This is a genomic window from Chitinophaga niabensis, from assembly GCF_900129465.1.
In the GTDB taxonomy this organism is placed as follows: domain Bacteria; phylum Bacteroidota; class Bacteroidia; order Chitinophagales; family Chitinophagaceae; genus Chitinophaga; species Chitinophaga niabensis.
Genome location: NZ_FSRA01000002.1, coordinates 1,497,728 through 1,510,110 on the forward strand (window position 1 = coordinate 1,497,728; position 12,383 = coordinate 1,510,110).

At 42.5% G+C, this 12,383-nt stretch carries 11 protein-coding genes; 8 read left to right on the forward strand and 3 right to left on the reverse strand.

Annotated elements, in window-relative coordinates:
• Positions 1-74: 74 nt before the first annotated feature.
• Complete coding sequence (locus BUR42_RS23325; RefSeq protein WP_074241989.1) at positions 75-1,643, reverse strand: glycoside hydrolase family 28 protein; 1,569 nt, start codon at positions 1,641-1,643, stop codon at positions 75-77.
• A 146-nt stretch (positions 1,644-1,789) separates the two neighbouring features.
• On the opposite strand from BUR42_RS23325, the gene BUR42_RS23330 reads away from it, so the two are divergent.
• The 5 genes from BUR42_RS23330 (at position 1,790) to BUR42_RS23350 (ending at position 7,852) form a co-directional block, all read left to right on the forward strand.
• A complete protein-coding gene (locus BUR42_RS23330; RefSeq protein ID WP_074241990.1) occupies positions 1,790-4,387 on the forward strand; it encodes a GH116 family glycosyl-hydrolase in 2,598 nt (865 codons plus the stop codon).
• Between the two features lie 308 nt (positions 4,388-4,695).
• Positions 4,696-5,301, forward strand: coding sequence for a cyclic nucleotide-binding domain-containing protein (locus BUR42_RS23335; RefSeq protein ID WP_074241991.1), 606 nt, complete (start codon positions 4,696-4,698; stop codon positions 5,299-5,301).
• Positions 5,302-5,351: 50 nt separating this feature from the next.
• Complete coding sequence (locus BUR42_RS23340) at positions 5,352-5,942, forward strand: Crp/Fnr family transcriptional regulator (RefSeq protein WP_074241992.1); 591 nt, start codon at positions 5,352-5,354, stop codon at positions 5,940-5,942.
• Between the two features lie 74 nt (positions 5,943-6,016).
• Positions 6,017-7,369 carry a hypothetical protein gene (locus BUR42_RS23345; RefSeq protein WP_074241993.1) on the forward strand — a complete coding sequence of 451 codons (1,353 nt, stop codon included), beginning with the start codon at positions 6,017-6,019 and terminating at the stop codon, positions 7,367-7,369.
• A gap of 18 nt (positions 7,370-7,387) precedes the next feature.
• Positions 7,388-7,852, forward strand: a complete 465-nt coding sequence (locus BUR42_RS23350; RefSeq protein WP_074241994.1) for a hypothetical protein — start codon at positions 7,388-7,390, stop codon at positions 7,850-7,852.
• 489 nt (positions 7,853-8,341) lie between these two features.
• Here BUR42_RS23350 and BUR42_RS23355 read toward each other — a convergent pair whose 3' ends face one another.
• Entirely contained in the window at positions 8,342-9,097 is a 756-nt protein-coding gene (locus BUR42_RS23355; protein WP_074241995.1) for a hypothetical protein, read from the reverse strand.
• Between the two features lie 31 nt (positions 9,098-9,128).
• Here BUR42_RS23355 and BUR42_RS23360 point away from each other — a divergent pair, with 31 nt between their 5' ends.
• Complete coding sequence (locus BUR42_RS23360) at positions 9,129-9,350, forward strand: hypothetical protein (protein WP_074243159.1); 222 nt, start codon at positions 9,129-9,131, stop codon at positions 9,348-9,350.
• 44 nt (positions 9,351-9,394) lie between these two features.
• Here BUR42_RS23360 and BUR42_RS23365 read toward each other — a convergent pair whose 3' ends face one another.
• Positions 9,395-9,958, reverse strand: coding sequence for a hypothetical protein (locus tag BUR42_RS23365; RefSeq protein ID WP_074241996.1), 564 nt, complete (start codon positions 9,956-9,958; stop codon positions 9,395-9,397).
• 482 nt (positions 9,959-10,440) lie between these two features.
• Here BUR42_RS23365 and BUR42_RS23370 point away from each other — a divergent pair, with 482 nt between their 5' ends.
• Entirely contained in the window at positions 10,441-11,052 is a 612-nt protein-coding gene (locus BUR42_RS23370; protein WP_074241997.1) for a cyclic nucleotide-binding domain-containing protein, read from the forward strand.
• 484 nt (positions 11,053-11,536) lie between these two features.
• Entirely contained in the window at positions 11,537-12,121 is a 585-nt protein-coding gene (locus BUR42_RS23375; RefSeq protein WP_074241998.1) for an RNA polymerase sigma factor, read from the forward strand.
• Positions 12,122-12,383: the final 262 nt, after the last annotated feature.

Consider the following 12,383-nt stretch of genomic DNA (forward strand, 5'->3'; position numbering starts at 1 on the left):
GTGTTGTGGTTTGCGTTCCTATCTTTGTATCAGGTTTTTCATAGGATATGGTTAAAAATACTGAGGGCGCTTTTCTAAGCGCCCTTTTCTTTTGACAGATCTCCTCCTTCTACTTTTATATTGCGGCATTGATCTCCAGTTGTTAGAAGGAATTTATTTGCAGGACTTAATAACCTGGCAGCCGTAATAAGAATATCTTTAGAATTGATACATCTGATGGCCGCATCTGCTTCAGTACCCTGGATACTTAAACCATTAATAGCCGCATCTTCCACATTATCAAGTATTATGGCCGGCCTTGCTTCCGGTAATTCATGTTCAAAACGTACATTCTGCAAAGTGAGGCCTTTTACATTACGGGCATACATGCCGTAAGCAGGAGGGCCTCCGGGGAGCTGGTCCCAAACCCCGAAGTATTCAGCAGCTATTTCCGGGACTACCTTTTTTGCCTGTTCTGCTGTGCCGCCACCGGCATATTTCACATGTACGTCTGAAAAGGAGATGTTCTCCAGGTAATGGGAACCCATGGCATTCAATGTGATACAGGAATTCTTCTCCCCTTCTTTAAAATTCAGCTCGAAATGGATATCCGGATGCGGAACGGGTTGTGCTACAACCGTGGCGCGTATGTTGGAAAAAGTCACATTCCTGATAAAAGCTCCTTCCCCTCCGCTGAATCCAATGCCAATTGGGCCGGTTACATTCCGCATGGTGATATTGGAGAAACTGAGATTTTCTATGCCTGCTTTTCCTGCGCTGATCTTAATGGCACAGCCATAGGTTTCATAGATCAGGCAATTAGTAATGGTGATGTTCTGGCTCTGGCCTCCTCCGAAACGAAAAATGGCCCAGCGGGTACTGAAGGAGCAATTGGTGATGGTCACAAATTTATTGCTGCCAAAAAGGGCGCAGGCATCATCCTGGCAGAGTACGTCACAGTTGATCATGTGTACGTATTCGCAACTGTTGAAATGGAAGCCATCGTTGTTCTTGTTGACGCGGTTGTAAATGTAGATGCCATCTATGTGAACATGTTTGCACTGGAGTATCCTTACGCAGTGGTAGGCGCTGGCAAGTAGCTTTGCATCTCTCAGGGTGAGATCTGTACACTGGTAAAATACAGCGAGGTGCGGGCGGTCGAAATTTCCGCCGATGCCTCTTTGCCCGGGGCCGGTATTATCTCCTTTACCATTGTAGAAGGCGAGGCCGTTGCCATCTATTGTGCCTTTTCCTTCTATGGATACATTGTTTGCGTTCGCAGCATAAAGGAATACAATGTTGCCATTGCTTTCCGGCACTCCTTTACCCGCGGTGTAATCCTCGCGTTTGGGGCTTCCGAGTAATTTGCCTCCGGCAGTTACATGCAGTGTAACGTTGGATTTTAGTTCCAGCGTGGAGCAGATAAAAACACCTGCCGGAATAATGACGGTGCCGCCATTTTGCTGGTGGCAGGTATCAATGGCTTTCTGAATAGCTTTGGTGTTCAGGGTTTTACCATCCCCGACAGCACCATAATCTTTGATGTTGAAGGTCGCTGTTTTTGCTTTGTCAGCAGCGCTGGCACTGGAGGTATTCAGTACACCTGCTCCTACGGCAGCTGTAGTAAATACGCCCAGCCATTTGCGGCGGGAGATCTCTTTCATAATGTGGAATTGTGTTTACAATTACGCTAAAAGATGGTTCATAAGCCGATAGTATTTTGTCCATTACTTGTATGATCCTGTGCGCGCCTGAGGATCTACGGTTTGGAAATTGTATTTTAGGAACTGTTTGTATGTAAATTCTATTTATGGCTCTTCCACGCAGGCATTTTCTCCGGAACATGGGAATCATGGCATCCGGCTTTCTTCTCAGTAAACTACCGGCTTCCGGGATTGGCGGGTTTCAATCTGCGCCGCATAATATTCCAGTTTCCAAGAACCTCGATCCTACATGGGTGCGTTCGCTGTATCAGCGAGGTAAAGCTACTACTTATACTAAAAGTCGCGGTGAATTAAAATACATCGGTATGCCGGTGGGCGGGATCGGATGTGGTACTTTGTATCTCGGGGGAGATGGGAAATTATGGCTCTGGGATATCTTCAATGAAAACCAGGAAGGAGTTGATCCCCGGCAGATCCCATGGCCGGAGGCCTTGCATGAAGGAGCGAAAGTGCGTTCCAGGGATGGGGCGAATTATATTGCGCCTACTGTGGCTGCTGATAAACGTGTGTTGGATCAGGGTTTTTCTGTGGAGTATATGCTGAATGGGAAGCCTGTTGTAAAACAATTAAGTGCAGAAGATTGGAAGGAAGTTCGTTTTGAAGCTACATATCCTGTGGCTACGGTTACTTACATCGAATTCCCATTAGAGATCACTATGAAAGCGTTCTCTCCTTTCATACCGCTGGATGCAGATAATTCCGGATTGCCGGCTACTATACTTTCTTTCCAGGTGAAAAATAAGGGTAAGGAAAACCTTGATGTGCAGTTTACCGGGCGTTTGGAAAACGGGGTGGGTATTGCTACAGGGCCACGTGAAGGAGGGAAGGTTGAAGAAGCGCGCAGGGCAAAATACACGTCTGTTGTTTATTCTTCCACAGTAGCGGCTCCTGCAAGGGATGCAGGCACTATTTGTTTTTCAGTGCTGGACCCCACGGCTGTTGCTGAACTTAACGCAGCTATTACCGGTAGCACAACTGGTTTCCTGAAATCCAGGATTAGCGTTCCTGCAGGCAGCACTTCTTCTCCATTGGATTTTATTATCTCCTGGCATTTTAAAAATACCGGCACACTGGAAAAACTGGTGGCGGATGCGGCTTCCGGGAATTACTATTCTTCGAAGTTCAAAGATGCGCTGGCGGTTACGCAATACATCGTTGATAATTTCGATCATCTTAGGGATACTACTTTCAAATGGCATCGCACCTGGTATGACAGTACCTTGCCCTGGTGGTTCATGGAGCGGACTTTTTTGAATATCTCCTGTTTGGCCACCACTACGGCACACCGTTTTGCGACCGGGCGTTTCTGGGCTTGGGAAGGTGTTGGCGCTTGTGAAGGTACCTGTACCCACGTTTGGCAATATGCGCAGGCCATGGGGCGGATCTTTCCTTCCATTGAGAAAGATCTGCGGGAGCGGGTGGACCTTGGAGTTGGGTTTGTTCCTGAAACAGGGATGATTTGGTTCCGGGCAGAGAATGCGAAACATCCTGCTATTGATGGTCAGGCGGGGACGGTGTTGCGTTTTTACAGGGAGCATACGATGTCTGCGGATTCCTCCTTTTTAAAGCGTAACTGGTCTTCTATTAAAAAGGCAATTACCTTCATTTTTAACCAGGATAAAAATGGAGATGGGATGGAAGATACGCCGCTGGAGAATACCCTCGATGCTGTATGGGATGGGGAGATTGCCTGGATCGTGGGATTATGCATTGCTGCTGTGCGTGCTGGCGAAGTAATGGCGATTGAAATGGGGGACGCTTCGTTCGCTGCTCTTTGTGCTAAGTATGTTGCTGCCGGCCGTAAAAACATGGAGACTTCACTCTTTAATGGAGAATATTTTATTCACAGGCCGGATGCCGTTCTTGGCCGTAAGAAACTAGGTTCTTATAATACCAGCCATATTGATCAGGTGTATGGGCAGGCCTGGGCTCACCAGGTTGGGCTGGGACGTATACTCGATAAGGCAAAGACGGTTTCTGCTTTGAAAGCGCTCTGGAAGTATAATTTCACGCCGGATGTAGGGCCTTATATTAAAACACATAAAGGTGGCAGGCCTTATGCGCTTGCCGGTGAGGGTGGGATGATCATGAACACGAATCCCCGCAATGAGGCGAAACCCTATGGGGAGAGTGAGACCTGGCAGCTGGGGTATTTTCATGAATGCATGAGTGGGTTTGAGCATCAGGTGGCGGCGCATATGATGGCTGAGGGTCTTACTGACGAGGCTATGATATTAACGCGTACTGTGCATGATCGATACCATGCCGCTAAGCGGAATCCTTTCAATGAGATTGAGTGTAGTGATCACTATGCCCGTGCGATGGCGAGTTATGGGACTTTTATTACGGCTTGTGGCTTTGAGTATCATGGGCCTTCCGGGTATATTGCTTTCGCTCCGCGGATTTCTGCCTCTGATTTTAAAGCTCCGTTTACGGGGGCTGAGGGTTGGGGGACTTATTCTCAGCAAAGTGGGAAGGCTTTTTCTGCAGAGATTTCTATGGGTTATGGGCATTTGGATCTTCAACGGATTGTGTTGGCTGTTGGGTTTGCTGCGCGAAAGGTTTCTGTTACTTTGGATGGGAAAGCTGTACCTGCTGCTTTTAAGTGGAAGGATGGTAAGATAGATATCGGCTTTACTGAGAGATGGACGGTTGAGGGGGTGTTGGGGGTTAAGGTGAGCTAGGAAGAATCAATTGCCAAAACAATGCTATTTTCTAAATGAATGACTTTTTATCAGGTCTTCTAAATAGGGGACTATATGTTCGTCCTCGGCAATTGCCTTCACAGCAAGGAGGCAAGCCTATGATACTATTTTATTTATAGACTTTCACTATAGCGACTGAAGTTTCCATCATCTATAAACTGAGGTGAACTTTTTTGTTGAATATTCAATTTTCCCTAAATTCGCTCCTTCAGAGAATTGAACCCTAAGCCCCATTATTCGATACAAACATATTTGTATTCTCGTTTTAAGTAACCAAAATCAACCTGATGAAAAACTTTGACCAAGAGGAGGCGTATCCTACATTGTTCAAAACCTTTCGTGAAATTCTACCCGTGCCCCTGATGCTTGTGCAGGACTTCACGCAACGATCCGTAGCTATTGAATTCAAAAAGAATGATGTGATCACTGACGGAGGACAGTTATCCGAATATAGCTATTTCATAATTAGCGGATTGGTGATGTGTTATACCGCGCGTGAAGGCACTAACCTGGTCAGATGGATCAGAAGTGAAAATGATTATGCTTATAGCATGGACATATTCAGATTGAGGTTGGGCTATGATCCCAATCTTGTCGGCAATATCCTTATTGCATTGGAGGATACACTGGTTATCCGGATCAGGCATGAAGATATTAGCTGGCTGCAGGATAATAGTGTAGAAATGGGGATCATTGTAAATAACTTCATGTTGGGCCATTCTACGCTGGAACAGCAGATTCCGGTGTTATATGCGTTGGCACCTTTGGAGAGGTATAAGGAGATGCAGGGGAAGGTGTCTTTTGAACTGGGGAGAGTGCCTGATATATACCTTGCATCTTATTTGAACCTTACGTTGACAGAGTTGAAGAACGTTAGGGAGAAGATAGCCTGAAGCTACAATTCTGCGAATTATTGATTTTTAACCCCCTATTAATTATAGTTATGAAGAAAGATTATAGTGAAGAGAATGTGCATGAATTCATGTTCAGGGTACTTGAATATTTTGGGTCATTAAGTGAAGAATTGAAGTCGGCTATCATAGATATGACAGACATCAAACGTTTCAGGAAGAATGAAGTGATGGCAGGATTGGGGACTGTTTGTGCAAATTGTTATTTTTCTTATTCAGGTTATGTAAAGGGATATAAAATGGTTGATGATAAACAGCTAGTGCAATGGTTTATGGGGCCAGGGAAAATAATTATCCGCCCTGAAAGTTTTCATACGCAAGCGCTTAGCAATGGTTGGATCAAAGCGATTGAAAAAGTTATTGCTGTTGAATTGACCTATGGAAATTTTACCTGGCTCGTAGACAAGTTTCCGGAGTTTAAAACGATCAATGACAAGGCTGTATTGTATTATTATACGCTGGCTGAGGAACGTGAGGAAATGAAAGGAAAAAACCCGGAAGTGAACTTGGAAAAATTGATCCGGGATAATCCTGGCATTCTTGAAATAGCGAGTGAAGAAGATATCGCTTCTTACCTGGGTATTGATCGGAAAACGCTTTTCAGGATCAAAAAAATGCGCTGATTTGGGGCAAATGCCCCATTTTTGAATATTCGATGTGATTTAGTTTTGCTAACTGAACAAAATCACCATCCACTATGAGAAAACTATACGCTAACCCCGTAATTAAGTTTGTAACTACCTTATTTCTTTTATTTTCCTGTAACAAAGTTGTGAAGGAACCTTTTGTTGAGCTTCCTTCCTATTTGCAGTTGCCTTCATCTGCTGATGTACGCCTTCACGCTTTAATAGATAGTACCTGGCAATATGAGCGTCATAGACCGGCCATTGGTTCAATAGTTTCCACCTATGGGTTAGTGAGATGGGATAAAAGTTTGATCGGCTACCGGGGGAAGACCCTGGTGGCCGTTATCCCACTCTCCCTTCCTTCAGAGACCGCTATCTCAGGCTTTATAGCTTTTGAAATGGATGAACGGGTGCGATTTAAATTCTATAATGCTTCCCTCAGTGGACGTAGCAGGTCCGTAACCAATGTTGTGAATGCATTGAATTTTAAAGTGTTTGGGACTGCGCTTGCACGAATTGATGATCCTTGTGCTATGAGTTTGCGGGAAGCAGAGGTTTTCAGGCAGGCCAGAAGTGCCGATCCCGGAAAGAAAATTCAGCTGAATGTGCGAACGATTGAGGTGACTACCTGTTATTCCTGGGTGAGTTGCATCGGAGATGGAGAAGGGAATTGTGTGAGCAATGTTACGCATCACAGCGATTGTATCACCAATGTTGTTTGGACACCGGATTGGTATTATGAAGAACCATGGGGTTTTTCGGCGGAGCAGGACCTTAGTGGGGATGGAGGTAGTGGAGGTGGGTATAGTAATATGCCTTGTGGGGAGGAAGTGTTAGATGAGGGAATGGAGGTGTTTGTGGTTTATGAACCGGAGAGGCCGATTGATGATGTGGTGGAGTATTTGAAATGTTTTACCACAGCTAGGCAGGCGAAGATTACTTTTTATGCAGAGCGACCTGTTCGCGGATCAGCTGTTAAATTTAGCAAATACGAGAAAGCTGGACACGCATTTATTACCATTGAGCAAAGCATCAATGACGATGTGACAAAGAGAACGTTAGGATTTTATCCAGAGGAAATAATAAATCCATTTTTTAAAACAAGTAGTGCCAGTGTATTAGGAGATAATTCTGATAATTTTTATGATGTAAAGCTATCAATCAACATAACAGGATTTCAGTTAGCTAAAGTTCTTAGTATAATTAAGGATTTTAATCCAGTGTATGACTTGCAGCGATATAACTGTACTAATTTTGTATTGGATGTATCCGATGCTGTTGGGTTGAGTATAAAAAGGACAATTGGATCATGGGGCATTGGTAGTGGATTGACGCCAACAAGTTTAGCCGAGGATTTAAAAGCAATTTCAGGTGCTGAAGTAGGAGTTGGAAAATCACCGATGAATAGCGGCAATTGCAAGTAATCATTAAATGAAAATTCTATGAGAAACTTAAAAATGGTAATATTAATAGAAGCTTTAATTATCTTTAATCCATGCTATTCTCAGGATAGTCATCAAAAGCGACAAGAGGTGATTATGGATTTTTTGAATTATATTAAAGAACCTAGCTGGAAATTTGATACATTGGTAAAAAAGTATCTTCTCTTTAGAAAGGATGAATCTCCAAAATTTTCCAAGAACGATAGAAAAATGATCATTTCTTTTGCAGTAGCATATCTTTCTACTGAAGTCCAAAATACTAAATTCAAAGAGTTAATTATTAAACCATATCTAGAAACAGATTCTAGTATGCAGAAGATGTTTATTAGGCGAGAAACAAAAGAAGCTGCATATATAGTTTATAATAAAGACAAGAGCTTTTTGAGATATTTTTTAATGGATAAGGATAAGATCGTATCCTTTGTGACATTAAAACAGGGAAGGGCATTCGTCCTCCTGAATTAGTTGTTACCAATCCCCCCAAACTTCACAACTCAACCCCAAACCTGCATTCCTCCAAGGTATGTTGCCTATCTATTCCTATACTCCCCGAAAACTAATAGAAATGGCAATATTAAAGTCAACAAAAAAACATTATTTCCAAGATGTCGAGAACAAGAGTACAACATCTACTAACAACTCGCATCACTTCTTCATCTCTCACTCAATGCTTACATACCTTTCTGAAAGCATTGATACACAAGATTCCCCGAGATCTAAGATGAATATATTAGATAGGAAAGCTAGAGTTCTTCTTACTTATCTGGGATTTTTTACTCGAAATAAATGAAGGAACAACATGGGTTAACTACTTGCATCCCTTCAAAGAGAAGGTTGGAGATACTACACCTAAATGACAGCAATGGAACCCGAACATACACCTGCATTAAGCCAGATATAAAGAAGGACCACCCTGTAGAAACAAGGCGGTTCGGAATTTAAAATGGCAAATATTCAAACACTATGGACTTTCACGAACGCCATAGCATTATGAACAATGGTGTTTAATGGCTTAATCACACCATTGCATTCCTGGAGAAAGGAGATTCGCAGAGCCAGGAAATGAGGATGAACATTGTTAGGAGGAAGATTTACAATTAGGGTAAGCGGAGCACCTGGTGTCCCTTCCAGTGGCAATGTTTCACTGGAGGTAGCGCAAGAAACATGCTGCCTGTTGACGAAATCAATGGAAGAGGCCGCCAGATGTACCATAAAATGGGTAGCAGACCTCGGCGCTTTTACCATTTTATGCTGGCCCTGGCCGGTGATCGTTACCTGCATTTTACCTGTATCCGTATTAATTGTTGCTGTATAAGGCACCAGCAACACTTTGCTCAGTGGAGCATCCTCATTGAACTCAAAACCTTCCATGAGAAATGTTTCAGCATCGGTGATATTCCGTTTGCCGTATTCATTCTGCTTGTCAGATTTGATCACCCTGCGGATCTCTCTTGTAAGATGCCCGCTCAGGCAAATGTCTTTGGCAAGCCGATGTGAGTGAGCAAATGCAAGGAAGATAAGTTGAGCTGCTTTTGAGGCATGCCCGAATTCCATCATGTTTGCCCTTTGGGTATTGTAACCGGGGCCTTTGATGATGTGCTTGGGATCAACATGTTTTTTTTGCTTTACGTAAAAGCTATTCCCTCTTTTATAGTAAACCTTATCACCCAGGGTACCGGTTATTTTTATTGGTCCTTCTTGTTTGGCCATGTTTTTAGTTTTTAAGATGAATAAATGTTTTATGTCAAGATTTTTTAAGAAACCAACACAGCGGGTGGTGGTCTATCCGAAAGATGTTGCAGAATTTACCGGTAAAGGTATTCGTGCTGCACAGAGAATGCTGGCTGTCATGCGAAAAGCTTTGGGCAAACACAAGAAGGCTATCATTACTGTGCGGGAGTTCTGCATGTATTGGAACATCCTGGAATCTGAATGGTGGGACAGAATGTCTAACCATAAATAGAAGCCGGAGGAGGTATTCCTCCGGCTTTCATTGGAGGGGATTGGTTATAAAACCAATTCCTGCGTCGCCACATTCCCCGGGAGGTCAATGGCCTGCACTTTGATGGTGCAGCCAGTGAGATCTGGAATCTCGGTTTGGGCAGCATAAAGCCAATAGTAGCTATTGGGATCTACTGTTGCCTTGCCTTGTTCCAGCACATCACCAGCCTGACTGAGAATGATCACTAATACGGACGCTACCTTAAAGTCGTCAACTGCATTGATGCGGATGAAACTGTTGGTTAAGCCGGTATATTGGCTGCGATCGATCTCTTTGATCTCTGGTGGTTTGATGGCATCTGTCAGTGCTACGTTGTAAGCGGATTGACCCAACTTAGCGGCTACCTTGTAGATAGCTTTTTGTGCCTCGTTGGCGTTTACTGCTTTAGCATACTGCGTAGCTGTAAGGAACCGGTCTCTAACGGCCAGTTGTTTTTCCGTTGGTGGAATATTACTGGTCCTTGGAGGTTTTCCCATGATGGTGTTTCCATGGCGTTGACTGAAAACAACCTGACTGCCGAAAGTTCCTGAAGCCCCGCGTGTGATTACGTTATCGTTTGATTTTGACATAACATTAAATTTTAGAATTGAAATTTTTGAACAGATTCAAGGTTTGCTCAATTGACCTTTCGTACTTCTGTTGAGGACGTCTGCTCAACATGTTGTACTTCGATATCGATAGGGCAAAGCTACCTGTGTTTCAAACTTGCGCAAAAGCGAGTGACGCGTTTTGACGCATTTGACGTAAATAATGGGCTAAGGTGCTGATAGTGATTAGGGTATCTAATTGATACTATGTTGACGTAAAAACACGGCAAAAGAAATATCAAACATGTGGCGAACACGTGGTAAAGAAATAGATATCCGTGAGAGCGATAAAATATTATTAGGACGAATACTTTATCCGGATTTGATGAAATTTCTTTGGCAAGTATTTAAATTCTGCTACATTCGATCCTTCTAAGAATTTAACCTCTAAGCACCCCGTTAACCGCTAAAATGTATGTTTAATAGATCTGGCAATTTTTAAATCAAATAAATAATAAAACTGTATGGAAAACATGAATCAGGAAGCCATTTATTCCCAGTTGCGCGAAGCTTTATGCAAAGACAAACCAGTTGCTGATGCTGATTGGAATGTATTCATTGAGATCACCAGGATCGATCAGTTTGAAGAGAACGAAGTGATCGTTGAACCCGGCCAATTATCCACCCACTCTTACTTTGTTATTAAGGGTTTGCTGATGTGTTATCGGCCTTTGGGATCAAAGAACGCTATTTTATGGTTTCGTGCAGAGAATGAATATGCCTTTACAGTTGATAAGCTGAACTTAGGGAAGGCATCAAGAGTTAATGAAGAGCGGCTCGTTGCGCTGGAAGATTCAATAGTAGTTAGTATTCGGCATGAAGACCTGGCGGAATTACAAATTAGCAATCAGAGAGTTTTGGATATGATGCACGACTTATTTATGAAAACGCTCTTTACGTTTGATAACCTGAGTAAACGTACCATGAATGATCCGGAGCATGATTATGAATGGGTGCAGCAACATGTCACTTTTGACCTTAACAGAGTTCCCCTTTCTTATCTATCTACCTATCTTTGCACAAGCGCCAAAAGAGTGGTAGAAATATATATTGAGCGATCCAGGAAGAATTCTTAGCCCTTATGGATCAATAGGAAACGGTACTGCGGAAGCTGATCTTAACCTTAGAGGCTGGTTAAATACGGATGACTCCTCACTCTGGCACAAACCAATTTGTTGGCGCTTCAAAAATGGCAGATCGACATCACTTTTCTTGCATGCCATAGACCTTCTTAATACTGCGGCATTTTCGCACGATAGATAAATCATAAAAAAGGGGGAAGCCGTTTTAATATTTATTTTTAGACGTTAGAACCCTTTATCATGGCCGTTTCACCCTATTTTAACTTAATGTATCTTAACAATTAGATAACTAGATTGTACTTTTTAAATCCATTTCTCTTTTAGAATTTCACATTAAACAAAATGATCAAAACTCTGAGCAATCAAAATTGATGAACCGTATTTTTTAGTCCCTCCTATTTAGCTTCTCCATCATTCCCTACCTATGTGTTGAGTAAGTAACATTTGGAAACTTAGCTACGATCATCTGAAATTATGAATGAGACCGATGTACAAAGCAAATGAAGATTATAATACTGTTTTTAAGGAAATATATAAGAAGTATTACAAAGACCTCTTCCTTATTGCTGTCAAATTTTTAAGAGACGAAGAAGATGCAAAAGATGCAGTGCAGGAATCCTTCGTTGCTTTATTACGAAAACCAGAAAGATTGCCTGAGATAGAAGATCTTCGGTTTTACTTGTTCACAGTTCTTCGAAATCAATGTCTGTCTGTATTGAAGAAAAGGAAAACAGCTGCGGCTAAGGAGGAAGACTTTCTTTATTATCAGAATACCGATAGTGTGGCACTGGAACTGGATATTTATGGAGCGCTTGATGATGAGGAAAGTAAGTATACAGTTGAATGGTTCTTTTCTTTCCTGACCCCTCAACGGAAAAGAGTAGTCGAACTGGTTTACCTGGAAGAAAGAACATACGTAGAGGCTGCTACTATTCTAGGTATTAAAAAGGAATCAATCAAAACACATCTGCGATTAGCAAAAATAAAATTAAAAGGACACCGGGCCAAATTGATAACCGGGCTACTGATATTCGTCAACTGTTTTAGTCCTTTTACATTATAATCATTATACACCAAAAACCATCTGATGCCTGCCCCGTTTTACGGGATAGCATAGCAGCATTTTTTATTGAAGACGGAATTTGATCACTCCAATTTGGGTGAGGTTATAACGTATTGCCTTAAAAGATTATTCAATGTAAATCTGAACCAACCACAACAAACAACTTTGACTATGATCAAGTATTACAATCTGGTAAGGCCATGGAGCCGATGGCTTTTTTTAATGATGTTTCTATTTTCCCTACAAAGTAAGGCGCTCACAC